General features: G+C 66.7%; 26 protein-coding genes. 15 read left to right on the forward strand and 11 right to left on the reverse strand.

The window, feature by feature from the left end:
• Window positions 1-37: 37 nt before the first annotated feature.
• From J4E04_RS17900 to J4E04_RS17925, 6 genes are all read right to left on the reverse strand, one after another.
• Window positions 38-1,417 (reverse strand): hypothetical protein, encoded by a 1,380-nt coding sequence (locus J4E04_RS17900; protein ID WP_374197692.1) that lies wholly within the window; start codon window positions 1,415-1,417, stop codon window positions 38-40.
• Window positions 1,414-2,115: a methyltransferase domain-containing protein gene (locus tag J4E04_RS17905; RefSeq protein ID WP_490149180.1), complete on the reverse strand. Its 702-nt coding sequence runs from the start codon at window positions 2,113-2,115 to the stop codon at window positions 1,414-1,416. Before J4E04_RS17905 ends, J4E04_RS17900 begins: the two co-directional genes overlap by 4 nt.
• Window positions 2,116-2,304: 189 nt before the next feature.
• Window positions 2,305-2,997, reverse strand: coding sequence for a hypothetical protein (locus tag J4E04_RS17910; protein WP_222628112.1), 693 nt, complete (start codon window positions 2,995-2,997; stop codon window positions 2,305-2,307).
• Between the two features lie 164 nt (window positions 2,998-3,161).
• The gene (locus J4E04_RS17915; RefSeq protein WP_490149181.1) at window positions 3,162-3,674 is read right to left on the reverse strand and encodes a hypothetical protein; all 513 of its coding nucleotides are present in this window, start codon (window positions 3,672-3,674) and stop codon (window positions 3,162-3,164) included.
• Window positions 3,671-4,942, reverse strand: coding sequence for a molybdopterin-dependent oxidoreductase (locus tag J4E04_RS17920; protein WP_490150569.1), 1,272 nt, complete (start codon window positions 4,940-4,942; stop codon window positions 3,671-3,673). Before J4E04_RS17920 ends, J4E04_RS17915 begins: the two co-directional genes overlap by 4 nt.
• Window positions 4,943-5,229: 287 nt before the next feature.
• A complete protein-coding gene (locus J4E04_RS17925) occupies window positions 5,230-6,030 on the reverse strand; it encodes an enoyl-CoA hydratase-related protein (RefSeq protein ID WP_056449321.1) in 801 nt (266 codons plus the stop codon).
• Between the two features lie 349 nt (window positions 6,031-6,379).
• Between J4E04_RS17925 and J4E04_RS17930 the strand changes: the two genes are divergently transcribed.
• The 6 genes from J4E04_RS17930 to J4E04_RS17955 all read left to right on the forward strand — a co-directional run bounded on the left by J4E04_RS17930 (window position 6,380) and on the right by J4E04_RS17955 (window position 9,321).
• The gene (locus J4E04_RS17930) at window positions 6,380-6,664 is read left to right on the forward strand and encodes a hypothetical protein (protein WP_490149182.1); all 285 of its coding nucleotides are present in this window, start codon (window positions 6,380-6,382) and stop codon (window positions 6,662-6,664) included.
• Window positions 6,661-7,236, forward strand: coding sequence for an ANTAR domain-containing protein (locus J4E04_RS17935; protein WP_490149183.1), 576 nt, complete (start codon window positions 6,661-6,663; stop codon window positions 7,234-7,236). Before J4E04_RS17930 ends, J4E04_RS17935 begins: the two co-directional genes overlap by 4 nt.
• The gene (locus J4E04_RS17940; protein ID WP_222628122.1) at window positions 7,233-7,616 is read left to right on the forward strand and encodes an STAS domain-containing protein; all 384 of its coding nucleotides are present in this window, start codon (window positions 7,233-7,235) and stop codon (window positions 7,614-7,616) included. Before J4E04_RS17935 ends, J4E04_RS17940 begins: the two co-directional genes overlap by 4 nt.
• A gap of 89 nt (window positions 7,617-7,705) precedes the next feature.
• Window positions 7,706-8,110 carry an ATP-binding protein gene (locus J4E04_RS17945; RefSeq protein ID WP_490149184.1) on the forward strand — a complete coding sequence of 135 codons (405 nt, stop codon included), beginning with the start codon at window positions 7,706-7,708 and terminating at the stop codon, window positions 8,108-8,110.
• A 97-nt stretch (window positions 8,111-8,207) separates the two neighbouring features.
• The gene (locus J4E04_RS17950) at window positions 8,208-8,720 is read left to right on the forward strand and encodes a DinB family protein (RefSeq protein ID WP_056449311.1); all 513 of its coding nucleotides are present in this window, start codon (window positions 8,208-8,210) and stop codon (window positions 8,718-8,720) included.
• Between the two features lie 241 nt (window positions 8,721-8,961).
• On the forward strand, window positions 8,962-9,321 hold the full coding sequence (locus tag J4E04_RS17955; protein WP_222628125.1) for a hypothetical protein: 360 nt from the start codon (window positions 8,962-8,964) through the stop codon (window positions 9,319-9,321).
• 170 nt (window positions 9,322-9,491) lie between these two features.
• Here J4E04_RS17955 and J4E04_RS17960 read toward each other — a convergent pair whose 3' ends face one another.
• Window positions 9,492-10,379: a sugar phosphate isomerase/epimerase family protein gene (locus J4E04_RS17960; protein WP_490149185.1), complete on the reverse strand. Its 888-nt coding sequence runs from the start codon at window positions 10,377-10,379 to the stop codon at window positions 9,492-9,494.
• A 416-nt stretch (window positions 10,380-10,795) separates the two neighbouring features.
• Between J4E04_RS17960 and J4E04_RS17965 the strand changes: the two genes are divergently transcribed.
• The 9 genes from J4E04_RS17965 (at window position 10,796) to J4E04_RS18005 (ending at window position 21,304) form a co-directional block, all read left to right on the forward strand.
• The gene (locus J4E04_RS17965) at window positions 10,796-11,755 is read left to right on the forward strand and encodes a siderophore ABC transporter substrate-binding protein (RefSeq protein ID WP_490149186.1); all 960 of its coding nucleotides are present in this window, start codon (window positions 10,796-10,798) and stop codon (window positions 11,753-11,755) included.
• Window positions 11,745-12,710: an ABC transporter permease gene (locus J4E04_RS17970; RefSeq protein WP_285189226.1), complete on the forward strand. Its 966-nt coding sequence runs from the start codon at window positions 11,745-11,747 to the stop codon at window positions 12,708-12,710. The genes J4E04_RS17965 and J4E04_RS17970 overlap by 11 nt, the downstream gene beginning before the upstream one ends.
• Before the next feature lie 10 nt (window positions 12,711-12,720).
• Window positions 12,721-13,698 carry an iron chelate uptake ABC transporter family permease subunit gene (locus J4E04_RS17975; protein WP_490149187.1) on the forward strand — a complete coding sequence of 326 codons (978 nt, stop codon included), beginning with the start codon at window positions 12,721-12,723 and terminating at the stop codon, window positions 13,696-13,698.
• Entirely contained in the window at window positions 13,695-14,492 is a 798-nt protein-coding gene (locus tag J4E04_RS17980; RefSeq protein WP_490149188.1) for an iron ABC transporter ATP-binding protein, read from the forward strand. The genes J4E04_RS17975 and J4E04_RS17980 overlap by 4 nt, the downstream gene beginning before the upstream one ends.
• 32 nt (window positions 14,493-14,524) lie before the next feature.
• A complete protein-coding gene (locus J4E04_RS17985) occupies window positions 14,525-15,538 on the forward strand; it encodes an ABC transporter substrate-binding protein (protein ID WP_490149189.1) in 1,014 nt (337 codons plus the stop codon).
• Window positions 15,539-15,580: 42 nt separating this feature from the next.
• Complete coding sequence (locus tag J4E04_RS17990) at window positions 15,581-17,413, forward strand: siderophore-interacting protein (RefSeq protein ID WP_490149190.1); 1,833 nt, start codon at window positions 15,581-15,583, stop codon at window positions 17,411-17,413.
• A gap of 301 nt (window positions 17,414-17,714) precedes the next feature.
• Window positions 17,715-18,503: an alpha/beta fold hydrolase gene (locus J4E04_RS17995; RefSeq protein WP_490149191.1), complete on the forward strand. Its 789-nt coding sequence runs from the start codon at window positions 17,715-17,717 to the stop codon at window positions 18,501-18,503.
• 761 nt (window positions 18,504-19,264) lie between these two features.
• Window positions 19,265-20,035 (forward strand): EAL domain-containing protein, encoded by a 771-nt coding sequence (locus J4E04_RS18000; RefSeq protein WP_490149192.1) that lies wholly within the window; start codon window positions 19,265-19,267, stop codon window positions 20,033-20,035.
• A 186-nt stretch (window positions 20,036-20,221) separates the two neighbouring features.
• On the forward strand, window positions 20,222-21,304 hold the full coding sequence (locus tag J4E04_RS18005) for a hypothetical protein (protein ID WP_490149193.1): 1,083 nt from the start codon (window positions 20,222-20,224) through the stop codon (window positions 21,302-21,304).
• A 370-nt stretch (window positions 21,305-21,674) separates the two neighbouring features.
• On the opposite strand, the gene J4E04_RS18010 is transcribed toward J4E04_RS18005, so the two are convergent.
• From J4E04_RS18010 to J4E04_RS18025, 4 genes are all read right to left on the reverse strand, one after another.
• A complete protein-coding gene (locus J4E04_RS18010; RefSeq protein WP_490150570.1) occupies window positions 21,675-22,172 on the reverse strand; it encodes a GNAT family N-acetyltransferase in 498 nt (165 codons plus the stop codon).
• 228 nt (window positions 22,173-22,400) lie between these two features.
• Window positions 22,401-23,318: an SDR family oxidoreductase gene (locus J4E04_RS18015; protein WP_490149194.1), complete on the reverse strand. Its 918-nt coding sequence runs from the start codon at window positions 23,316-23,318 to the stop codon at window positions 22,401-22,403.
• Window positions 23,315-23,806: a MarR family winged helix-turn-helix transcriptional regulator gene (locus J4E04_RS18020; RefSeq protein ID WP_490149195.1), complete on the reverse strand. Its 492-nt coding sequence runs from the start codon at window positions 23,804-23,806 to the stop codon at window positions 23,315-23,317. The genes J4E04_RS18015 and J4E04_RS18020 overlap by 4 nt, the downstream gene beginning before the upstream one ends.
• 42 nt (window positions 23,807-23,848) lie before the next feature.
• Entirely contained in the window at window positions 23,849-24,754 is a 906-nt protein-coding gene (locus tag J4E04_RS18025) for an NADP-dependent oxidoreductase (RefSeq protein WP_490149196.1), read from the reverse strand.
• Between the last annotated feature and the right edge of the window lie 51 nt (window positions 24,755-24,805).

Consider the following 24,805-nt stretch of genomic DNA (forward strand, 5'->3'; position numbering starts at 1 on the left):
CTCCTTGTCGTGTCGATCGAGGGGGGGGACGGGTCGCTCACCAGTTCGTGTACGTCAGATGGTTGATCGCGAGTGCCAGCACGACTTGCGCTGCCAGCCAGAAGCGCACCGAGCGGTCCCCGATCGCGACAGTGGCAACCGTCATCCACACTTGGAACGGCAGCCAGATGCGTTCCGTCTCCGCCTTGCTCAGCCTGCTCAGGTCCGCGAAAGCCACCGCCAGCAGAGCGGCCACCACGAGCAGAGTCACAGGCTCGGCACGTCGCACACGCGGCAGTGACACCACGCGGGACAGCGCAGCGGGCACCGCGAGTCCCACCGCACACACCAGAGCCGCGATGTTGCCCCAACTCCAGTACTGGAACGGGCGCGCTGACGCGATGCCCTGCCAATACCGTTCCTGGACCGCGACGTACCCGTCGAACCACCAGAAGCCCGACGCGGTGAAGAGGCCGGCGACGACGAGGGCGCCGCCGATCGCCGGTACCAGTGGCCGCACGCGGCGAGAGGCGATCAGGACCGCCAGGGCCGGCAGTCCCATCAGGGCGAGGCCGTAGTTGAGGTAGACCGAGAACCCGAGCAGGAGACCCGCCGCGACGGCCGCGACGTCGTGTCGCGCTCGTCGACCGGCTGCTGCGACGGTCAGGAGGGCGATGCCCCAGGCGGACACACCGGTGAAGAATCCGTCCGCGGAGACACCGATCCAGATCGCGCTGGGGGCGATCACGGCGAACGGGATCAACCGTCGGGCGGTGTCGCGGCCGACGAGCGCTGCCACGGCGACAGCGGTGGCGACGGCGGCCGATGACCCGACGATCACACACAACCATGCGGCGGCCGCGCCTCCCCCGAGTCCGATGCGGTCCAACCACACGAACGTCAGGATGGCGCCGGGGGGATGCCCGGAGACGTGCGTGGCCCACGAGTCCGCCTGGCCGTCGATGATCCGGTCGGAGAAGCCGCGCAGTGTGGCACCGATGTCGTCGATACCACCTACTTCGGACAGATACTCGTCGCGGGACGTCAACTTGTCGACGAACCCTTTCTGCCAGCCGTCGACCGCAGCCAGACCGACGGTCCAGACAAGGGTCGTCGCCCAGGTGACAAGGAGCAGCGGACGCCACGACATGCGTGCCGCCACGGACGGGCCGAGGATCACCACCAGGACGCCGACGATCACCGCGACCGGAGTCCCCGGCCCCACATGAGCGCCCCACCGCCCGAACAGAGGCGCGAGCGACGCGAAATCGTCGAAGTCGAAACCCATGCCGCCGATCAGCGGAGTGACGACGGCATTCTCCCGCCGCGCCACGACCACTGCCGCGACGACCAATGCAGCCGCAAGTAGTGCGCCGATCAGTTCCGGAACTCGAGGAACCCACCCGCGCCGCCGATCGGTCGCGGTCGGGCCGCTCACTCGGAAGTCTCGGGGGCCGAACCGTACGGGGGTTTGACGAAGTGAGCGAAGTGCCGACCGGCGATCGCGGTCACACCGACCGGTACCAGCCCTCGTGCCGCGGCGAGTGGCGCCAGCGTGTCCGCATCGATTCGCGCCCAGTCGTACCAGGGCCCCGCAGTCTCGTCGTTCTCGATACGCAGACATTCGGCGACGAATCCCGTTCCGGGCGTTGCCACTTCGACGTGCACCGTCCCGCTCTCGCACGCGATGTCGTACGCACGACCGATGACACGGCCGGGATCACCACCGATGCCGATGTTCCCGTCGACGAGAAGCACTGTGTCCCAATGCCCTTCGTGTGGAACGATGTCGAAGATGTCGGCCAGCTCGGCTTTGGCACCACGTTCGCGGACCAGCGCGACAGCTGCCGGGGACGTGTCCACACCCATCGCCGATACTCCCCGTCGCCGCAGTTCCTCGACCAACCGGCCCGGCCCGCACGCGAGATCGATCGTGCGCCCCCGGCAGAGGGCGAGCAACGTCTCGTCCACTGCGCGGTCATCGGCGTCTGCGTGCTCGCCGCCGAGCCAACGCCCGACCGGCAACAAGTTCCGTCGGCCGTCCCGGTGCCGCACCCACCACGCGGTACCGGTGGAGGCAGTGTCGAACAGAACATCGAAATTGTCAGGGGCCTCGCCCGCCGAAGTCGCTGTCACGCTTGTCCCTTCTACAGACCCCGACTGGTCCGGCACTTCCTCGATGTGGATGCTTGTCCATTCCCGGTGGACGTCGGCGACAAACGTCGCGTTCAGTCGTTTTCCACGTTCAGGGGCCATCGCCCGACTCGTCGACACGATCCGGCCCACATCGGTGTCGATGTGGGCCGGGTAAGAGGCTGTGCCTCGTTACTGCGTGTTGACGGTGATCGTGGCGACTCCCACGAGCAGTCCCGGGGTGACGGCGTCGGTCTTGAACGTCTCGTTCAGCAGGCCGGCGGCGGTCTCGGAGATATGCACGGTCGTGCCCTGCAGAATCGCGGTGTTGTTCGGGCCGGTGGCCAGCGGCTCGAGGGTGCGGCCGTCGAGATCGAACAGCACGGCGTCGGTGGCGGCGCTCTCTCCGTTGACGGTCACATCACCCATGAGCAGTGAGGTGCCCGGATCGATGACGAAGTTGGTCAGCTCCACCGTGGTGCCGCCGGCGGTCAGGGACAATCCGCTGCCTTCGTGGTCGATGGAGCCCTGCACGTACGGATCGACCGTGCCCGGCGTCCAGTACTTGACGTTGCCGCCGGTGATCGGGAATCGAAGTGATCCGTCCGCCAGGGTCGCCGTGCCCACAGTTCCCGGGGTCAACCCGAGCGTGGTCAGAGCGTCCGTGAAGCCGGTATCGAGCGCGACGGCGGTGTCCACGCCGGTCAGAGCATCGACCTGCGCGGCGGGTTCGGGCTGAGTGGACGTCGATGCGGCAGCGGAGGACGAACTGGACGTCGTTGCCGCTGCCGATCCGCCGTCGTCACTGGACGAGCAGGCGGCCAGCGGGACGAGGGACATCACGCCGATCGCGGTAGCGGCCACGGACTTACGAATGGTGAACATTGCAGCTCCTTGTCGTCGGTAATGGTCACTCCACATTCGCCGCGACGCGGCCCATGGATGGTGTTCGACCGCAATCGTTCCCGCGTCCACGTGCGTGGCAGCGACGGTGGAACGTCACCGGAGCGGACGTGAAACGTTCTAGCGGAGGTCTTTTCGCACCTCCCCTAGGCGCCCTGTGTATCCGTCCGATCGTGGCCGCGTGGCGTCGCAGGTGACGGCCGCCTCACCGCCGCGAGCACCCGCACCAGGAACACCGCGACGCTGATTGCGACCATGGCCGCCACGACCCACAGCCACCGCTCGAGATACGGGTCACGGTTGAGGCCCGTGGCCGCCACGATGGCAGTGTCGTCGGTGTTCAGAACGCCCGGGAAGAACACCAGCAGCGTCAGCGCGGCGCCGAGCGCCGGCACCCGTATGTGCTGCCGCACCGGAACCTGTCGAACCGTCCAGTTGCGAGTCGGACGCGTCGCCCGATCCGCCAGCGAGTACAGCGGGTACAGAACGAGGTCGTGCAGGATCGCCGCGCCGATGAACCACACGGCGATCGACTGCCACCACCTGTCCGGGTTCCACAGTGCGTCCACCCCGAGAGTCAGGACGGCGGCACCCGCGAGGACGAAGGACACGACCATGACGGCCGCATGAGCGGCGCCTGCCCCGTACAGCCGCCTCATCGATCGGCCCCGCCTGCGAAGTCGATACGCGACACCCACTTGGTGTTGTGGACACCGGGAAGGCCCGGAACGATCACCCGCGCGGGATAGCCGTGGTCGAGCGACAGCGCCGCACCGTTGACGGTCAACGCGAGAAGCGAATCCGGATGCCACACCTGGTTCTGCGCCAGCGTCGCCTGCGCGAACGCACCTCCCTGTTCCAGCGAGGCCACTGTGGCGGTGCCGTCGGTCACGCCGGCGAGGCCGGCGAGGTCCCGCAGGCGCACCCCGGTCCACTCCTGCGTCGTCGACCACCCCTCGACGCACGCGATCGGCAATACCGCGGTGTGCTGATCCATCGCCTCGAGTGCTGCTCGGTCGAGAACCACGCTCGTCGTTCCCGACAACTCCACACGCCACGAATCCCCGGTGGACGCCGGATCGATTCCCGCTGCGACCGCCGTGCGATTGATCTGGAAGTCGTTCGGCCCGTCGCCGTAGGAGCGGCCGCGGGGCACCAGCAGAGCGGTGGATCGCAGAGGCCCGTCGATGGTCTGCCCGATGGTGAGTGCCGCCAGCAGTCCGCTCCCGCCGGCCACGAGTGCAAGGGCCCCGCGCCGAGAGATGCCGTCCGGTGCCTTCTGCTCGTGCTCCGGTTCCACCCCGGCCGCTCGATTGCGCTCCCGGAGCACCTCGGACAGCGACGTCTGTCGCAACGTCCTCCACATGACCGGAACCTTGACGGCCACGTGCGCGAGGAATCCGGCAATGAACACCCATGCCCCGAAGTAGTGGGCCGTGTAGAAGTCGAAGCCGAAGACGTAGTCGTACTGGATGTTGAGCACACCGGTGACGATCTCGAACAGCACACCACCGACCAGCATCAACAGGCTGAGCCGCTCGAGCGCCTGCGCCGGGGATCGGACCGGCGGCCACTGCACCAGCTTCGGCATCACCGACCACAGCTTCGCGAGCACCAACGGAATGATGACGATGCCGAGCGTGACGTGCAGGCCCTGGTTCAACCGGTAGATCCATGACGGATCGGTCGGCCAGTCGAACTGGGGCAATCTCAGCCACCCCACGTCACCCGGGCGGGCCTGCCCGAACTGCGGCCCGTATGCGATGTAGGACAGCAGACCGGTCACGGTGATCACCGGCAGCGACACGAGAAGGACAGCACCGAACACCGACGTCAACCACGGACCGCGGATCGCACTCTGGAACTGGGGCAGAGGAGGCAACGGCACGACCCTTCGACTACCCCGACGACTGATGCTCACCACCATGGCACGTCGACGATCGCCGCGCGAGCGAACTGGGCAGCGAGCATCCCGATGGCCGTGTGCACCTCCGTGCGCGAAACTCCCCCACAGCGGCGTGTTCGAGCCCAGCACGACGGTCAGCTCCCCCGGCGCCGTGCGGTACAACTCCAGTGAACCGGTGGTCGACTCCCCGGCAGCCAGCGCGAACGCGAACACCGAGCGCACCTCGAGCACCGCCTCGACCCGATGCGTTCAGTCGGTACGACCGGCCCACATGATTCCCGCAACCCGAACGTGGTTGCAGGACTGCGTCAGGACACGACGCCTGTGAACTTGGGTCGCCGCTTCTCCATGAAGGCGCGCCCACCTTCCACGGCATCGTCCGAGCCGGCGCACATGGCCACGAAAGCCTCGGCCTCGGAGAGCATCTCCGGGTAGAGGTCGCTCGCGAGGGCCACCTTCGCAGCCCGCACCGACATGGGTGAATTGGCCGCGATGGTCGTCGCGAGTGTGCGCACGGCCTCGTGCAACTGGTCTTTCGGAACCACCCGATTCACGAGACCGATGGAGAGAGCGGTCTCTGCCGTGACGCGACCGCCGGTGTACAGCATCTCGGCGGCGTGACCGGAGCCGACCATGCGTTGCAGCACGCGCGTCGGCGGAACCGGGTATGCAATTCCCAGACGTGCGGCGGGAATCGCGAACGCGCACGCCTCATCGGCGATGCGGATGTCCGCGGTGAGCGCGACGGCGACGCCGGCGCCCATACAGAAGCCGTGCACCATCGCGATGGTCGGCGTGTGCATGGCGGCGAGTCCGAAGAACAACGCGGCAATGGCGTCGTCGGCGGCCTGCTTGGCATCGGTGGAACCGTGCTGCGATTCGAACTCCGAGATGTCGGCTCCGGAGACGAATGCCTCCGAACCTTCCCCGCGCAGCACGATGGCGCGAATGTCGGGGCGTTTGTCCAGCTCTTGCAGTCGCGCGTGCAGATCGCGCATCATCGCTGCGCTCAAGGCGTTGCGACGGGTCGGATTGCTGATCACGGCCCATGCGACCGCACCGTCGATCTCGACGGAGACAGAGCCTTTCTGCTCCACTGTGGCAGTCATGACAGGCCGTTTCGGCGAACTTCTGGGTGCTCCATGCCTGAATTTTAGATTCGGGCCTTCCACCGAGAGCGCGGCCGAACCATTGTCTGGCGGTCTCACAAACCGGCCGCACTGTCCCGTGGTCATGACCGCGCATTCCTGCGCCGTGCCACCTCCCGCGCACCCACACGTCACTAGTCGGTCTGCGTCGGACGCGCATCGACCGGACGTCCAGTGGTCGCGCGTTGCGACATACCGTGTGTGGGGTCGACACGCGGCGTACGGTTGGGCGCATCCGGTGAAGTCATCACCGCGCAGCGTCCTCCGCGCACGTCGACAGGTGTCATGACTGCACCACAGAGGACTCCGCATGACGGATTCGGTCACGCCCGGCCTGCCCCCGGACGATCACAGCACGGCGGCAGCACTGGCCGCCGCGAACGCCTTCGACGACGAGATCGCGGGAGCGTTGTCGTCCCGCACGGCCAGTGGTGTCCGCACGGCGATCACGATGCAGTACTTCGCCGCGGACACCTTCGACGCATTGGACGCTTTTCCTGGACTCCTGCTGTCGCACAGTCGGTTCGAGATCCTCCTCCAGGGCTTGTGCGAACAGGCGGTCGCCGCGATCCCCGGAGCGGACAGGCCGGGGTGACCCTCCTGCATCACGACGCGGCGAACCCTGAGACCGCGGCGCGGTCGGATTCCCGAGTCAGCGACATCGATGCCGACCAGTACCGCGTGAACGAGGGGCCTTGCCTCGAAGCCGCCCGGACCGGGCGCATCGTGTGCGTGCACGTCGAGGATGCTGCGGCGCGATGGCCGCTCTTCGCCGCTGCAGCCTCCGAGGCCGGTGTGCGCAGCTTCCTGTCGGCACCCCTGGACGTCGATTCCGAACATGCTGGATCGCTGAACATCTACAGCTTCGGCGATCACGGCTTCAGCGACATCGACGAGGTGCTGGTCACGGTGCTCGTGACCGCCGTGGAGGTCGCGGTGTGGGAATCGCGGTACACCGCGGACGCTCGGGAAGAGTCAGGCAATCTCCGCAGAGCGATGGAGACCCGGGCTTGCATCGAACAGGCGAAGGGCATCGTCATGGCAGTTCGGGGTATCACCGCGGACGCGGCCTTCGCCGCTCTGGTCGAGCAATCGCAACGAGAGAACGTGCGTGTGTCGGTGCTTGCGGAACGCACGGTCACCTCGGTCGTGGCGGTACCGCTGTGACCCTTGATCGCGCACGCGAGCAGGACGTCGACCGACGATCCGTCCAGGTCACCGCCGCCCGCAACGGGTCTGTACTCATCGTGTCGGTCCGCGGCGATCTGGACCTCGAGTCCACGCCCATGCTGACGGCAGGTCTCGACCGAGCACTGTCTGACAACGTGCCCTCTGCGGTGATCGTCGACCTGACCGACGTCGATTTTCTCTCTTCCACCGGCATGACGGCCCTCATCGACACGCACCGCCGACTCGGCGCACTCGTCGCGCTCGCTGTCGTGTCGAACGGGCCTGCGACCACCCGTCCACTCACGCTCGTCGGAATGGACGAGATGCTCTCGCTCCACCCAGACCTCGACGCGGCACTGGCCGCAGTGTCGTCCTGAACGGTCGCACGGCGGGCGTGCTGAACGCGACCCATGACGGTGTCGCAGACAGCACTCTCGGTCCGAGCGTCCGGAACCCGGGCCTCGTCATGTCAGCTGTCCCCGCTGACGCCCTGTGCATCGGCGCCGCACGCAGAGCGTTGTCCGCATGGCTCCGTATCCTGCCGTTCGACGACGCCCGCAGAGCCGATGTGGTGCTGGCGGTGTACGAAGCGATGGCCAATGTCGTCGACCACGCGTACCTCGACACGGACGGTGTCGGCACGATGCAGATCAGCGCCACCTACTCGGTCGACCTCGGCGCGCTGGACGTCACCGTCGCTGATCTCGGGCGGTGGAAACTGCCTGTGCACAACGCTCTTCGGGGTAACGGCCTGCCGCTCATCACGGCACTGAGCACATCGTCGACAGTGGATCGTTCGGGCACGGGGACCACCGTCCGCGCGACATGGTCCTCGACGGCGCGTCAGCACCCGGAGTCCGCTTTCCACTGACTGAACGCTCTGGATGACCCACCCGCGCAGCTCACCTGGATCCGCGGCGTCCAGTCGGTCGAACCCACTTGTCGGTGTCCGAACATACAGTTCGACCATGACCGACCCTGTGAACCGCGTGGAACCGCCGTTCGTCGCGGACGAAGTGACCATGCTCGAATCGTGGTTGGACTACCACCGAGCAACTCTGCTGTGGAAGTGCCACGGTCTCACCGACACGCAGTTGACAGTGCGGTCGATACCGCCGTCCACTCTGTCCCTTCTCGGCTTGGTGAGACACCTGACAGAAGTCGAACGTAGTTGGTACGCCAGACGGCTCGCCGGCCGTGAACGCCCACCTCTGTACTACTCGGACGCCGAGCCCGACGGAGACTTCGACAGCCTCGACTCGACACCTGTCGCGGAGGTGTTCGCCGCCTACGACAGGGCCGTCCAGGAGAGTCGGGCCCTCGCCGCGAACACCGACCTGGAAGCGTTGTCGATCGGCACGGTCGATGGCCTGCAGGTCTCGCTGCGCTGGATTCACCTGCACCTGATCGAGGAGTACGCCCGACACAACGGACACGCAGATCTCCTCCGCCAGTGCATCGACGGGGACACCGGGGAATGACCGCTGATCGTCGCGCGACAGACCACGCTCGGCGATCGGATCGCGGTGAACGGTCCACTCGCGCAGAACTCTGATGTGTCCGCGCTGGGTCCTGACAACAGTGCACGGCGCGGTGGCGGCACACCGCCCTCGATCTCCTCGGTGTCGATACGCTCGAGTCATGAGTCCCGACCCGACCTCGTCTGTCGGGTCGCCATCAAGTGACGAGCCATCAGATGTCACGCTCGGAGTCGTTCTGGCGGTGAGTATGTTCCTGCCGGCCTATCTCGGTGCCACTCTGGTCACGGATGCACTTCTCGGTCGACCGGGACTACCGACGTCGCCGCTGGTGTGGCTCCTCGTCGCTACGCCACTCGGAATCGCGATCGTCCGCTTCGAGGAAGCCGTGCAGGCCAGACCGGACTGGGACAAGCGACAAGGCCTCTGGTACGGGACGGGGGTGGGGCTGATGACACTGCCCCCGCTCGGTCTCGCGCTGTTCGCAGCCACACCGGTTCTGACCTCGCTACCTCGGGGCGGACCGTCGGCGCTCGTCGTCGCGGCACTGGTGATCCTGGTCGGAGTAATCGTCGTACGGGGGAAGCTTCGCGGGTCTGCCTGACGTGGTGGCGCGAACAGTCGTACGGCGGTCGGTCCTGCTGGGCCGATGTTTCGGCGACGACGTTCCTGGCAGGTCCTCGCTCCTCGGCCATCAACGGCTCAGCCGTTCGCGCCGACGGCGGTGCACTCCCCACGATCATCTGACAGTGGATCGTCCTCGCCGACCGGACGTCATGGCAGGGGACGCACCAGTGCGACTGCGCTCTCGTGCGCTCGGGTGAGGGCGAGATCGAGTGGCATGCGCCGGAAGTCGTGGGACAAGATCTCGACACCCCAGGTTCCGTCGTATCCGACCTCGCGCAGAACACTGATCAGTCCGTTCAGGTCGAACACTCCCTCACCGCACAGTCGACGGTTGTCCATCGTGTCGTCGAACAATGACCCGACGACGTGCTCGTCGGCATCATCGAGTTCCACACCGAACACGACGTCGCCGGTCAGGGAAGATCGCAGTTCGTCGAGGGTGGTGCCGGCACGGAAGACGTGCCAGGCATCGACGATCACGCCGCACGCGGGATCTCCTGTGGCGCGGGCGAGGTCGGCCCCGTCCGGGATGGTGGAGATGATCGAGAACGGCATCGGTTCGATGGCGATGCGGGTGCCGCGCTCCACGGCCTCGCGGGTCAACACGCGTAACGCGTCGACAAGTGGTTCGAGGTCACGAGGCGGCGCATTCTCCGAGCCGATCTTGATGTGCGTCGGCTGGAGGATCTCAGCGGCCTCCAGCAGCAGGTCGCGAGTGTCGTGGGTGCTTCCGTTCTCTCCTCTGGGGATCCACCACCGTTCCAGCAGTTCGATCTCGACATACCTCAACGGCGAATTGTCGAGCATGCTCCGCAGGGCCGGTAGTCCGATGTCGTCGCGAATGGCCGCGAGGTCCGCGGCGACGATCCCCATGCCGGCGAACCCGGCATCGGAGACCGCCGTGATCCGGTCCGCGATCGGAATCGGACTCACAGGGTGTGGCGCGTCGGGGCGGACATCGCCCGCCGACGTCCAACACGCTGCGATCAGTTCCGGCGCCATCGGTGCGATGCGTCGGTCCGCTCCTCGGGTCATGGTCAGGATCCTGTCTGCGTCGGGGTACCTCGCGGCCACCGCGATGAGGACTGGTGCGACGTGGCCCGGATGCAGGAGGTGGCACCGGGGGCGAGTGGTTCCTCTGCAGTGTGCCGATTCCGATACCGTCGGATCAAGCAGGTGTACCCATCAAAAACCCCTCGCCGAGGTGAGCCGGCGCCGCCCCGGTCCCGGTCGTCGCCCGATGATCGAGTCACGCCGAGTGGGTACGACCGAACTTCTGCGGCAATGTTAAAAACGGCTGGAGCCACGCAGTGATCGTCGTCAGCGCGATCACGGAGTTGGAAGCAGTGGCCGTCGTCGCCGCGCGGTCAGATATTTTGCATAGCCTTACCTAAGTAGCTACGCTCCAGCGAGTAAAGGTCCGGTCAAGACATCACACCCTCTGGAGCCTCGTGAAGACCCCGAAAACCCCGATCCTCGCCCTCCTCGCCACCGTGATCACGGTGAGCGCGCTCGCGAGTTGCAGCACCGACGACACCACGTCCGCGGACTCCGCCACCACCGTCTCGATCGACACCGCCACCGGACCTGTCGAGGTCCCCCAGAACCCGCAGCGTGTCGTCGCCCTCGACAACACGTCGCTGGAGACCCTGCGCGCGTTCGGCGTCGAACCGGTGGCGCTGCCCAAGCCGATCATGCCGTACGGAGGGTTCGAGGACTGGATCGATGACGACGCCATCCTCGACGTGGGGACGCACAGGGAGCCGAATCTGGAGATCGTGAACGAGGCGGAACCCGATCTCATCATCGGCGGTTACCGCTTCTCGGAGTACACCGACGAACTCGGTCGTATCGCCCCGACGCTGGACATCGCGCCGTCCGACGATGCCGAGGGTGGTTACGTCGAGTCACTGAAGCGCCAGACCGCCTCTCTCGGCGTCGTTTTCGACCGCGAGGAGCAGGCGGCCGAGATCATCGCGGCTCTCGACGCCGCGGAGGAGAACGCGGCGGAGCGGACCACCGGCCAGTCGGTGTTCCTGTCCGTCGTCTCGGGCGGCAAGATCGACAACGGTGCCGGACGGATCGGTCGGATCATCGAACCGCTGAACCTGCGCGACGTCTTCGCCGGTGAGGCCGGCGACGTGCACGGCGACTCCGGCCTCGCGCCGGAGGCCGTCGCCGCGGCGAACCCGGAGTGGATGATCGTTCTGGACCGCGACGCCGCGGCCGGCGAACCCGGTGCAGCTCCGGCGAAGTCGGTGATCGATGCGCAGGAAGCGTTCGCCCGCACCACGTTCGCGTCCGAGGACCAGATCGTCTACCTCGATCCCTACTTCTACACGCGCGAGAGCATCCAGGCGTACGCCGAGACGTACGAGCAGCTCGCGGATGCCTTCTCGAATGCATCGTAGGACAGCACTTCTGGGCTCGGCGGTGGTCACCGCCGCCCTGGTCGCGGCGTCGCTGCTCGTCGGCGAGTTCGACATCTCGCTCGGCACACTGCTCACCGACCCGGTGGCGCGGGAGATGTTCCTCATCTCTCGCGTCCCGCGGACCCTCTCATTGATCTTCGCCGGCGTCGCGATGGCGGTGTCCGGCGTGGTCATGCAGATGATCACTCAGAACAAGTTCGTCGAGCCCACCACCGCCGGCACGAGCCAGTGGGCGGGGCTGGGCATTCTCGCGGCCCTGTTGCTGGCGCCGAATCTCGGGCCGATGCCGAAGATGCTGATCGCCACCGCGTTCGCCTTCGTCGGCACCATGTTGTTCGTGGGCGTCCTGCGTCGAATCTCGTTGGAACAACAACTGGTGGTCCCCCTGGTCGGCATCATGCTGGGCGCCGTCGTCGGCGCGATCACCACCTTCCTCGCCGGCACATTCGACCTGCTGCAGTCCATGTCCGCGTGGCGGTCCGGCGGATTCAGCGGCATCGTGCGCGGTTTCTACGAACCCTTGTGGGCCGTCGTCGTCATCGCCGTGCTCGTCTACCTGCTCGCGCACCGCTTCACCGTCGCCGGCCTCGGGAAGGACCTCGCCACCACGGTCGGACTGAACTACGACGCGACCGTCGTGCTCGGCGTCGCGATGGTGGCGGTGTGCACCGGTGTCACCAGCGTGGTGGTCGGCTTCATCCCGTTCCTGGGCCTCATCGTGCCGAACATCGTGTCCATGGTCCTGGGAGACGACGTACGGAGGAACCTCCCGTGGGTGGCGGTGCTGGGCGTCGGACTGCTGCTGGCGTGCGACCTGATCGGGCGCACGGTGGTCGCGCCCATGGAGATTCCGGCCTCGGTGATTCTCGGCGCGCTCGGCGCCGCGGTCTTCGTCCTTCTCGTGGTGAGGCAGCGACGTCATGTTCTTGCGTGAATCACCCTCGATGCCGACGCTGGTACGCACCGACTCGGGACCACGTCCGCGCCGACGACTTCTCGTGGCCTCCGCGGTGCTGGCGGGGGCGATCGCCTGCTTCCTTCTCCTGTTCGTCCGGGGTTCCTTCGAGTTCGCGGTGGAACGCCGCGCCACGATGCTGGGCGCCATGGCCGTCGCGGCCTTCGCCCACGGGCTCGGCACCGTCGTCTTCCACACCGTCACAGACAACCGATTGCTCACTCCGTCCATCGTCGGTTTCGACTCGCTGTACGTGCTGATGCAGACCGTCATGGTGTTCGTCTTCGGCGGCTCCGTCATCGCGCGGACCGACGGCACCCCGAAAGTGATCGCACAGACCCTCACCATGGTCCTGTTCGCCACGATCCTCTATCGCTGGCTCTTCTCCGGTCGCCTCGGCAGTCTCTTCACGATGCTGCTCGTCGGCGTCGTCCTGGGGCTGGCCTTCGACAGCCTCTCGACGTTCCTGCAGCGTCTGCTCTCCCCCACCGAGTACGACCTCCTGTCCGTTCGCCTGTTCGGTCGCCTCAGCGGGGTGGATCCGGGCATGCTTCCCCTCGCGTTCACGGTGTGCGTCGCGGTGGGAGTGGTGTTGTGGCGCAGACGCTTCCGGCTCGATGCGCTGTTGCTCGGCCGTGACTCCGCGACGACCATCGGCGTCGACCACAAGCGTGAACTGACGCTCGTGCTCGTTCTGGTGGCGCTGCTGGTGTCGTTCTCCACCGCGCTGGCAGGGCCGATGACCTTCTTCGGCTTCATCGTCGCGACGATGGCCTATCAGGTGACCGGCAGCTACAAACACCAGTACGTGCTGCCGATGGCGTTCGTGCTCGGCATGCTCACGCTCGTCGTCGGACAGTTCGTCATGCAGCACGTGTTCTACGCGGCCGGTTTCCTCACGGTCGTCATCGAATTCGCGGGTGGACTGCTCTTCCTCGTCGTCGTCCTCCGGAAAGGCAGACTGTGATCACGTTCTCGGACGTCTCCAAGACCTACCAGAGCGAGACGGTGCTCGGACCGGTCAGCGGCACCATCGCAGAGGGTGGCATCACCTCGGTCGTCGGGCCCAACGGAGCGGGCAAGTCGACCCTGCTCTCGATCATGGGCAGACTGCTCGAGCCGACCACCGGAACCGTGACCATCGGAGACGCCGTGGTGCAGCACACGGCCACGAGAGACTTGGCCCGCATCGTCTCGGTGCTGCGCCAGGACAACCACCTGACCGCGCGGCTCACCATCCGCGAGCTCGTCTCGTTCGGCCGGTTCCCGCACTGCGGCGGCCGACTCCGCGCACACGACCACGAACACGTCGACCGTGCGCTCGACTTCCTGCACCTCGACACCCTCGCTGGGCGCCACCTCGACCAGGTGTCGGGTGGTCAACGCCAGCGGGCGTTCGTCGCCATGGTTCTCGCGCAGGACACTCCGTACGTCCTGCTCGACGAGCCGCTGAACAATCTGGACATGAAGCACTCGGTGGCGATGATGGGCCATCTCCGACGCGCGGCCGACGAATTGGGGCACACGATCGTGCTCGTGGTCCACGACATCAACTTCGCGGCGGCATGGTCGGACGACATCGTCGCGATGCGGGACGGCCGGATCGTCGTCAGCGGGCCCGCCGGCGCGATCATGCACGACGACATCCTGAGCGACGTGTTCGATACCCGGGTGCGCGTTCACGACATCGACGGCGCGCGGACCGCCGTGTACGCCCGCCCTCGGAACGAGGTGCGTATCGCGGCCTCGACACAACCATGACACGCACGACAGTGCTCTCGAAAGGATTCGCCATGGTGCACTCCCCCCTTCGCCGGCGAGGCGTCCGCCTCGTCGCCGCTGCGTCGATGGCGCTCGTCGTCCTCGGCGCGTCCGCGTGCAGTTCGAACGCCGACGACACCGCTGCAACTGTCGAGCCGACACCGAGCGAGACCCGCGTGATCGCCACCGACAGAGGAGAGGTGACCGTGCCCGCCGACCCCCAGCGCATCGCGGTCCTCTCCGCCGGATTCGCCGGATACCTCTACACACTCGACGCGCCCGTCGCCATCACCGACACCCGACTGCTCGGTGTGACCAACCTCGACGGCGGCTTCCCTCCACAGTGGGCCGACAAGGCTGAGGCCCGGGGCACAGTGGAACTGCCGGCGGGGGAATCGCTGAACATCGAAGCCATTGCGCAGGCCGAACCTGATCTCATCATCGGTGGCGGGCAGGGCTACTCCGCCATCCTGGCCAATGATGCCTACGATCAGCTCGCCGCGATCGCACCCACCGTGCTGATCCCGTCCACGGTCACCACCTGGCAAGGCGAACTCGCGGCAGTCGCCGACGCCGCCGGGGAGAGCGACAAGGTCGACTCTCTCCTGCAGGCGTACGAGGACAAGGTCGCCGATGTCAGGGATTCCATCACCGTTCCCGGGTCTCCCGTCGCCTATTTCCTGTCGCTGAGCACCAATGAACCCTCCTTCATTCCGCAGACCGCGGCATTGCCGACGTTGTTGTCGGAAGTCGGTTTCGAAGCCGACGACATTCTCACCAAGGCCGGGAATCCGGAGTTGTACGGTTCCGGGGACTCGTTCATCGTCAGCCCCGAATTGCTCGGTTCCGTCGCCACCGCCCCGGTGATGTTCGTCGTCCCGGTTGCCGGGCGCACCCTTGAGCAGCTGAAGCAGGATCCGGCCTACGTGGTGTTGCCGGCCTTCGCCGCGAGCACTGTCCACGAACTCCCGGCGACGAGCTACCGACCCGACTACGACGGGGTCATGGCCACGCTGGACCAGATCCAGCAGACGTTCGCCGCGTAGCAGTGCTATTCGGTGAGAACGGATCAGAAAGTAGGGATTCCCATGGCGGGCACAGTGCGCGACGTACAGGTCTTTCCGATCTGCTTGCGAGAACTCGATGTTCTGCGGGTGGAGGACGTGACCCCCGGGATGCGACGAGTCGTGGTGGGCGGGCCGTCGATGGACCGGCACGTGCGCGACGGTGTCGAACTGCCCCCGGTGCGGACCACAGGATTCGACGACGACGTCAAGATACTTCCGGCCGATCCGGTCACCGGAACCCTGCCGTTCCCCGTTCCCACGAATCAGGACGACGGCACCGTCGACTGGCCCGCAGGATCGTTCCCGTACGCCCGGACGTACACCGTGCGCCGGTTCGACGAGGCCGAGCGAGAGATGGTGCTGGACTTCGCAGCCCACGAGGGCGGACTCGCCGCGACGTGGTCCCGAACCGTGCAGCCCGGCGACACGGTGCTGATCGCCGGACCGAAACACTCCGCGACCATGCCGCGCGAGGTGGACTGGATGCTCCTCGCGGGGGACGAGACTGCCGTGCCCGCCATCGCGCACTGCCTCGAGATGCTGCCCGCCGAACTGCCGGCGACAGTGGTCGTCGAAGTGGCCGAACCCTCGCACCGGCAGGAACTCGCCTCGGCTGCCGACGTCGACATCACCTGGCTGTACCGGTCCGAGGCCGGCGGCGCATCCCGGCTCGTTGACGCGGTCCGAACGGCGCCGTGGCGACCGGGACAGCCGTACCTGTGGGTCGCCGGCGAAGCACAGACCATCAAGCCTCTGCGTCGATGGGCCAAGCAGGACAAGCAGATCGACAAGAAGTTCGTCGAGATCGCCGGGTACTGGCGTAGACGCGAGGAACGAACGGACGCGTCTCCGGCCGAGAGCGGCCAGGCGAGGGACGCCGCGGCGCGCCTGCACGAGATGGCGGACCTGGCGACCCCCCTGGTCATCAGGACCGCGGTGACGCTCGGGGTGTTCGCTGCCGTCGACGGCGGCGCCGACACCGTCGACGCGATCGCCGCGGAATGCAGCACTCACCCCGGTGCCACGGCGAAGCTGGTGCGGCACCTCGCGCTGCTCGACCTTCTCACCACCGACGGTCAGCGTTGCGCCCTCACCGAGACGGGATCCCTGCTCGCCGACCCGGACGCGTTCCTCAATCAGCAGCTGCACAACGACAGGATCCACACCCGTCTCGAACTGTCGCTCCTCGGCCTCACCGAGACGATCCGGACCGGAACACAGCCTCCGACACACCGTTTCGCCGACCAGATGGCCGAGCCCGGTTTTGCGGGCGAGTTCCACGAGGAGGCGGCGTTCTCTGCGGTCTACCGCGCTCCCGCACTACCGGACGCCGTCGATCTGACCGGCGTTCGGACGGTCGCGATCCACGGCGACGGGGCAGGCGTCTACGCCGACACCCTGGTTCGGGAACGTCCCGACCTCGAGATCACGCTCGTCGGTCATCCCGACCGCAACGGCCGAAACGTGGCGGACGTGGCCGACGAGCGGCGCGGTGCGGTGCGGTGCATCGACTCCAGGGACGTCACCCCGTCGGCGTCCCCGGTGGACCTCGCGATCGCCGTCGACCTGATCGACGCTCACCCGGACGCTGACGCCCTCCTGCTGCTGTCGATGCTGGCGACCTCCGCGCGCAGGGTCGTCCTCGTCACCGACGTGCTCGACCCGGCGACCACCGACGATCACGACACCGAAGACGACTTGGTCCGACTGTGCCTGTACGGATCCGGGCGACGCACCGAAGCCGAAGTGCGCGAGCTGATTGCCGAGTCCCTCGGTGCCGACGCACGTGTCGGAAGCCTCGGGTGGGGGTCCACGGTGGTCGAATTTCGGGGCCGGTCGGGGACGGCGACGTGATGGGCCGGACGACTCTCGTCTGAACCGCCTCACAGGAAGCCGACCGACTGTTTCGCGCACGCGGCCTCGACGACCCGGACAGGTACCTGCGCTCTCACCGCGGGACGAGCCGCAACGCGATGACGCGCTGTCGCCTCCGGGACATCTCGAAATCATCAGCGAAGGCGAATCGCCACGCCGGTGACGTGGTCCCGAACAGTCGTACCCGGCGAAGAGTGGCCGACTCGAACGCTGGGTGAGCGGATGCCATCGGTCTTCCGAAGCCCGTTCGTCGACCGGGCATTCGCGTACCGTCGACTGTATGACGCTGAACTATGTCAGATTCGGACATGGCAGCCCGCTGCTGCTGGTGCACGGCTTGGGCGTCGGATGGCGATCCTGGTCCCCGATCATCGACGAACTGGCGGAACACCGTGACGTCATCGCGGTCGACCTACCGGGGTTCGGCGACACGCCGCCATTGACGGGCGAAGTATCGATCGCTGCTCTCGCCGACTCCGTCGCGGACTTCATTCGCGAACACGATCTAGGTGGCATTTCCACCGCCGGTCAGTCGATGGGCGGTCGAATCGTCCTCGAACTCGCGCGGCGAGGAGTCGGCGGCGACACCGTGGCACTCGACCCCGGCGGTTTCTGGAGCGACCGCGAACGTGCTGTCTTCGGCGCCACACTCCGGCCGTCCATAGCCCTTGTCAACATGTTGCGGCGTTTCCTACCTACACTTCTCGGCAACCCTGCGGGAAGGACCCTGCTGCTCGCTCAATTGTCCGCGCGGCCATGGGCACTCTCGCGCGACACCGTGTTGCCCGACGTGCGCGGGCTCGCCGACTCCCCGTCGACCGGGGCCGCTCTGAACGCCCTCATCCACGGGCCGAAGCAGGAAGGCGCACCGTCCGGCACAGTGCCCGGGCGGGTCACGATCGGTTGGGGACGACGAGATCTGGTGACAGTGCCGAGGCAAGCCACACGCGCATCGGAACTGTTCCCCGATGCCGTTCTGCACTGGTTCGAGCGGTGCGGTCACTTTCCGCAGTGGGACGCACCTCGAGAAGCCACTCGATTGATTCTCGACCGCACCGAGAGAGGATGATTCTCAAAGGTCCGACCAGTGCATGTCGATCGCGGGTCACCATTCGCCGGCGACCTCGACCGGCCCCCGGCGAACTCGCTGCGTGGTGACGACTGTCCCGGTGTCGCGGGAGGGTCGCGGCGCGTCCTACCGGGGGATCCGGCCCTGCCCGCACATCAGATCGGAGGCGGCGTGCGGGCAGGGCCGGAGGGCCGCCATTCCTCTCGTCCGGCGACTTCACAGGTGGCGCACGAGCACGCCTCCGGCATTTCCCCGAACTGAGCGAGTCGACGATCTTCGTGCAATCGGGCATGAGGCTCAGGAGTGGTCGTGACCCGACGCATTGCCTGGCGCGGGTGCCTGCTTCACTGCTGACATGCTGAACGAATCGGGGCCGGCCGAATATATCGCCCCGGTCCTCGGCGGCGAGGTCGCCGCGACGCTGCCCGGGAATGGGCATCGTGAGCAGGGCCGCATCGTCGGTGCTACTCGGAGGGTGTCAGTTCCCGAGCCGTCCTCGGCAATCACCACGCGTGTCCCCACCGTCCCGGTGCGTAGCCGGTTCCGGCGTGCCGCTTTCGGCGTGACGGGACGTCATGCCTACGGCGGGCATGGCCAGCAGAGTTTGTGCTTGTCACCCTTTCAGGGGTGGTGCATCCGTTCTGCGAGTGGGGGGTACCACGTCCTCATCTCTCAGACCCGACACGATGCGCCGCCGGCTGCAGTCCACGTGAGCTCGTTCCGCCCGCCGGTGCGGCGCCGTGTGCGAGCAAGCGTTCCCGGTGACTGATTTCGACGGGGACGGAAGCCGCTCCGGCCGCGCCCAGCAGCGGCCGGTCACCGCTGATGACATCTGCGACCTTGTACGTCGCGGCGGACCCACCATGGTGTTCCAACCCATCGTCGACGCCGCAGACCTGAACGTCGTCGGCTACGAAGCGCTCTCGCGGTTCCCCACCGCAACCGCATGCCCCGCGGAGTGGTTCGACACCGCAGCGCAGAGCGGACTGTCCGGGGCACTCGAAGGCGCCGCGCTGCTCTCCGCTCTGAACGAAGCGGCATCGTTCCCGCCGGGAATGTTCCTCGCGGTGAACCTCTCCCCCGCCGCGCTCACCGACGACCCTCTGCTCGCCGAGCCGCTGCGCCACGCCGCCCGACATCGTCGCATCATCCTCGAGGTCTCCGAACGCACCCACATCCACGAGATCGACACCGTCCTCACACGGGTCAACGACCTACGCGGCGCCGGTGTGGTCATCGCCCTCGACGACGTCGGCGCCGGGCAGTCCGGGCTCCGGCAGGTGATCACCGTCCGACCCGAGATGATCAAGATCGACGCGTTCGTCACCCACGACATCGACACCGATCCTTTGCGTGCAGCCATCGCTGCCGGCACCGTGACCCTTGCCGAGCAATTCGGCATGACCGTGGTGTTCGAGGGCGTAGAGACCGATGCCGAACTGCGCACCGTCCGCCGTCTCGGCGCCCATCTCCTGCAGGGGTATCACCTCGGGCGTCCCGCCCCCGCCGCCCACGGAACCACCCCCCTGTAGTGAATGTTCTCGCCGCACCGAAGCCTCTGCGACCCTGGGGTCAGCTGACGATCGGCGTCACTGCAGTCGGGTCGCCCGCGGGTGATCGCACACGTCGTCGGTCAGCTCCCTGGCGAAGGTCGGACAGCTGACGGTCTGCTCGTCTTTCGGACGTTTCGACTTGTCTCGACCGGGTAGCACCGGGCGATGACCGACCACGACCCACACCGAAAAGGACCCACCCGCCCAGCGGGAGACGGTGTATCGGTACTGCTCATCGCCGACCCCGGCAAACCCGCAGACCTCGCCGAGCACCTCTCGGACCACCTACCCCGACGCCTCACCGAACGAGGATCACCGCCCCGCCGATGGACCACCACCGTGCGCCGACAACCCCTCGTCTCCGACGAACACGCCTCACTCGACGACGTGATCGACACCGTCGACATCGACTCCGACCACGAGGACATCGTCGTCTACCTCACCGACCTCCCCCGCCGCGACAACACCGTCCCCGTCCTCGGCGAGGTCAGCGCCGATCACAAGTTCGCACTGATCTCCATCGCCGCCGTCGGCGGCATCGACCTCACTCGACGCGTCACCACCGTCGTCGAACTCGCCCTTGCACGCATCCTCGGCGAACCCGAACTCGCACCGACGAGCGGCGCGAAACGATTCCCCGCCGAACAGCACGAAACCGGCACCCGGTACCTCGCACCGAAGGGACTACGCAGGCTCCGGCTGCTCTCGGGAATGGTGCGAGCCAACCGGCCCTGGCGGCTGGTCACCGGCCTGTCCAAAGTGCTCGTCGGCGCCTTCGCCACCGGCGCATTCGCATTGTCCACCAGCACCATCTGGTCGTTCGCCGACACCATGGGCGGATGGCGCCTCTGTGCGGCGACGATCCTGTCGACGGTGGCGCTCATCCTCTGGCTCGTCATCGACCACGAACTGTGGGAACGGCCAGAATCCGACGACGAACGCGAACGCTCGAGGCTCTACAACACCGCGACCGTCATCACCCTCACCATCGGCGTCGCCGTCCTCCACATCGCCCTGTTCGGTCTGCTGCTCTTCACCGCCTGGCTCTCCCTCCGAGCGCACGTCCTGTCCTCGACACTCGGGCACAGCGCGACCACCGCCGACTACCTCGAACTCAGCTGGCTCCTCGCCTCCATCGCCACCATCGGCGGCGCCCTCGGATCCGGCCTCGAAGACGACGACGCAGTCAAGGAAGCCGCCTACGGAACCAGACAGCGCCAACGACACGACAACATGCAGGAAGAGTGAAGAGGTGAGAATTCCGAAGCGAGCGGTGCACTGTGCGGGGCGGCAGTCAGCACGCTCCACGCCTCCGACGTCGACGTGAAACGAGCGGTGTCCGTCCATAGAAGTCTCCGGAGGTCCACCGACCGTCGTGGATAATCCTGCGCCCTTGACCACCCACGTCCACCTACAACCAAGCCACCGCAACAATCGGACGGGGGTATCTACAAGGCTCACGACAACGACGTGGTGATCCACACTCACGACTGGGCCGAGTTCACGCGGATGGCGTATGGCACCACCGGCGCGCCGAAACCCCGGCCAACCGCGGAAAGGCCCGATCTCCAAGTACTGGCCCCTTCTCGCCATCATCGGTCGCGGCGACTCGCGAATCTCAGGGTCCCGGGGCTTCAGGGCTACAGGGCTTCAGGGACACCCAGGTGTCGATCCAGAACCGCGCCTCGCCTTCATGGTTCACCCCGTCGGGTACACCGCCGTTGCGTTCTACGACCTTCAGCGAGGCAGCATTGTCGGGAGCCACGGTCAGCAATGCGCGGGTGATGCCCATTCGGGAGCATCGACCCAGTGCGGCTCGCAGCATGCGTGTGGCGTGCCCACGCCGCTGCCACGGATACACGACGTGACAGCCGATGTGGCCGCCACCCTCGTCGTCGGTCAGACGGTGTCGCAGCACGAGCGAGCCGAGGTAGAACTCACCCGATGTGTACCACCACACCTGGGAAGGGACACCCCATCGATCGCGCACTCCTACCCGCTCGGCCACGTGCGTATCGAAGTCGAGGCTCGCCGCCCGCAACCAGTCCGTGCTCCGCCCACGATAGCTGTCAGGCTGGTAATACCTCGTGTGAACTGCTGTCTCACAAGGGTTCAGGCATCTCGAACGTGCGCAGAATGAACACTGTGGTCACGATCCATGAAACCTCCCCAGCCCGGGTCGAACGGGAGTGTCACGTTCGCCGCCGGATTCCACACGCGCACACGGCCGCTCACCCCTGAAATTTCCTGCCGTTCACCACTCGTTTCTCCGGCTGCCGTGGAGAACCACCCGGTGAACGGACAGATCTCGAACCGGATCTCGACGTGCATCGAGTGTGGCCGCTCAGCGCCCCGAGCTCGACGTAAGCCTGTGACCGAGTCGCAGGGTGGCGTCCTCGGCGGTAGGGGCGGGTCCGAACAGTTCGGTCTGGCGGGTGATGTCGGCGACGTAGTTGCCGGTGTCGAACCAGCTGAACATCGCGGCCATGTCCTTGATGATCGGGACGAAGCGGCTGGTGACCGTGCCGGCCGCGCGGACCAGCGGTGCCGGGATCGCTCGTACCGAGATGTCCTGTCCGATGGCGTCACTCAGGAGGCGCGCGGCTTCTCGGGCACCGACGGGCCGGTCCCATCCGACGTCGATGCGTTCGCCGACCTCGGTGTCCGCGTCGACTGCTGCCGCAAGGTAGCGGGCGAGGTCCGCGATCAACACGAATGTCAGTGGAGTGTTTGCGTTGCCGACCCACAGAAAGCGGCCCTTGCTGATCGGGTCACCACCCATGGTGGCGATCTGATCGAGGAATGCACCAGGGCGCAGCGCGACGAACGGCACCCCCAGACTTTCCAGACGGTCCTCCGCCAACTTCTTGTGCCAGAAGTGCGGCACGTCGGGAGTGCGGTCGCTGGTGAGAATGCTGGTCAGGACGAACTTTCGGATGCCGCTGCGGTGCGCGGCCTCGGCCAGATTGGCGTTGCCGATCGTGTCGATGTCGTCAGCGTTCTTACCGCCTCGGGTGTAGCCGGCTGCAGTGGTGATGACGGCGTCGGCGCCGGTCATCGCCGTCACCAGGGAGTCGACGTCGAGCATGTCGCCGCGGGCGATCTCCACGCCGAGACTTTCGAGCGTGCCGGCATCGGTGGTGGGTCGGACCAATGCGCGAACGGGTTTGCCGATGTCGAGCAGCGCATCGACGACCTGTCCGCCGAGGTTTCCGGTCGCGCCGACGACGAGGACAGGTGCGGTGGGGGGTGTGGTGGTCATGGTGTGCCTCTTTCGTCCGGGCCGTCCGGTGTCGTCCGGCCACGGATGGAATCGATGATGGCGTGGGCCGCGGTCAGGAGTGACGCAGCCTGCTGGGTGGTGAGGTCGCGTGTGGTGACGGATTCGAGCTCGCGCCACATGGCGGCGATGGGTTCACGCATCGCCTCACCCTTGGGTGTCAGGTGTGCGACCGAGACTCGCCGGTCGTGTTCGGCCGGTTCTCGAACGATGAGGCCGGTGTCCTGCATGCGCCGCAATGCTTTCGACATCGTGGAGTGGTCGACGCCCACACTGGCGACGAGTTCGGACTGCGTCTGCCCGTCGCGGTGATGCAGGTGCATGAGTATCAATTCCTGGCCCGGGTGGAGCTCGAGGCCGCGCAGCAGAGTCGAGGCGTAGCCGCGGTGGGCGCGAGCGAGTTCGAAGATCGTGTAACTCACCTGTCCGCCGTAGAAGGATGCGGGGAACGGTGATGTGGGCTCGGGCATGTCACCATTCTGTCGGTGCTGTCGAGCGGGGTCGTCGACGCGTCAGTCGACGGACAGGACGATCTTGCCGCGCACATGACCGGAGTCGCTCAGGTCCTGGGCAGCGGATGCCTGTGCAAGAGGAAACGTCGTGACGGTCGTGGTCAGTGTTCCGGCGGCCACGGCGCGCGCCAAGTCGTCGAGCAGGCCGGTCGACCGTTCCGCAGGAGTGGCGGAGAAGGCGACCCCCAGTTGGTGGGCACGGAAGTCCCCAATGGTGACGATGCGGTCCGTTCCTCCGCGCAGGCTGATCGAGTCCTCGAGCGCGCCTTTCCCAGCGAGGTCGAAGATCGCATCGACACCCTCGGGAGCGAGTGCGCGGACTCGGTCGACGAGCCCTTCCCCGTACGTGGTGGGTGTCGCGCCGAGGGAGGACAGGTAGTCGTGATTCCCCGGTCCCGCGGTGGCGATGACGCGCGCACCGCGGGCGACGGCGAGCTGTACGGCGATGGTTCCCACAGCGCCGGCCGCGCCGTGCAGCAGCACGGTGTCGCCGTCGACGACGGCGAGCTGATCGAGCACTCGCTGTGCGGTAGCGCCCGCCACAGGTAGTGCAACGGCATCATCCCAGCCCAGGGCGCCCGGTTTGATCGCGACGGTGGTGGCGAGGGCGTACTCGGCGTAGCTTCCGGTGTCGGACCAGCCGAATACCTCGTCGCCCACCGAGAGGCCGTGGGTCTCGTCGCCGACGGCGTCGACGACACCCGCCACCTCGGCGCCGGGAACGGCCGGTAGCGGGGTGGGGAAGACCGCGTTCATCGCACCCGAACGAATCTTCCCGTCCAGCGCGTTGACCCCCGCGGCGCGGACACGGACGCGGACCTGGCCGGGCCCGGGCTGCGGTGGGTCGACGTCGACGAGGTGCAGTTCCGACGTCGAACCGAACTGGTCGAAACGAATGGCTTTCATGATGTCTCCTGATTCTTTTTTTGCTGAAATTTTGGATCGGTCGTGCTCTGT

Source organism: Rhodococcus sp. NFXS4 (assembly GCF_058139645.1).

Bases quoted from the DNA above. Each gene is read 5' to 3' on its own strand.
- J4E04_RS17990 (WP_490149190.1), top strand. From the start codon at position 15,581: ATGGCGGGCACAGTGCGCGACGTACAGGTCTTTCCGATCTGCTTGCGA.
- J4E04_RS17915 (WP_490149181.1), bottom strand. From the start codon at position 3,674: ATGAGGCGGCTGTACGGGGCAGGCGCCGCTCATGCGGCCGTCATGGTC.
- J4E04_RS17945 (WP_490149184.1), top strand. From the start codon at position 7,706: ATGTCAGCTGTCCCCGCTGACGCCCTGTGCATCGGCGCCGCACGCAGA.
- J4E04_RS17960 (WP_490149185.1), bottom strand. From the start codon at position 10,379: ATGACCCGAGGAGCGGACCGACGCATCGCACCGATGGCGCCGGAACTG.
- J4E04_RS17950 (WP_056449311.1), top strand. From the start codon at position 8,208: ATGACCGACCCTGTGAACCGCGTGGAACCGCCGTTCGTCGCGGACGAA.
- J4E04_RS18020 (WP_490149195.1), bottom strand. From the start codon at position 23,806: ATGCCCGAGCCCACATCACCGTTCCCCGCATCCTTCTACGGCGGACAG.
- J4E04_RS17925 (WP_056449321.1), bottom strand. From the start codon at position 6,030: ATGACTGCCACAGTGGAGCAGAAAGGCTCTGTCTCCGTCGAGATCGAC.
- J4E04_RS18015 (WP_490149194.1), bottom strand. From the start codon at position 23,318: ATGACCACCACACCCCCCACCGCACCTGTCCTCGTCGTCGGCGCGACC.
- J4E04_RS17930 (WP_490149182.1), top strand. From the start codon at position 6,380: ATGACGGATTCGGTCACGCCCGGCCTGCCCCCGGACGATCACAGCACG.
- J4E04_RS18025 (WP_490149196.1), bottom strand. From the start codon at position 24,754: ATGAAAGCCATTCGTTTCGACCAGTTCGGTTCGACGTCGGAACTGCAC.
- J4E04_RS17975 (WP_490149187.1), top strand. From the start codon at position 12,721: ATGCCGACGCTGGTACGCACCGACTCGGGACCACGTCCGCGCCGACGA.
- J4E04_RS17995 (WP_490149191.1), top strand. From the start codon at position 17,715: ATGACGCTGAACTATGTCAGATTCGGACATGGCAGCCCGCTGCTGCTG.
- J4E04_RS17985 (WP_490149189.1), top strand. From the start codon at position 14,525: ATGGTGCACTCCCCCCTTCGCCGGCGAGGCGTCCGCCTCGTCGCCGCT.
- J4E04_RS18005 (WP_490149193.1), top strand. From the start codon at position 20,222: ATGACCGACCACGACCCACACCGAAAAGGACCCACCCGCCCAGCGGGA.
- J4E04_RS17920 (WP_490150569.1), bottom strand. From the start codon at position 4,942: ATGGTGGTGAGCATCAGTCGTCGGGGTAGTCGAAGGGTCGTGCCGTTG.
- J4E04_RS17970 (WP_285189226.1), top strand. From the start codon at position 11,745: ATGCATCGTAGGACAGCACTTCTGGGCTCGGCGGTGGTCACCGCCGCC.
- J4E04_RS17910 (WP_222628112.1), bottom strand. From the start codon at position 2,997: ATGTTCACCATTCGTAAGTCCGTGGCCGCTACCGCGATCGGCGTGATG.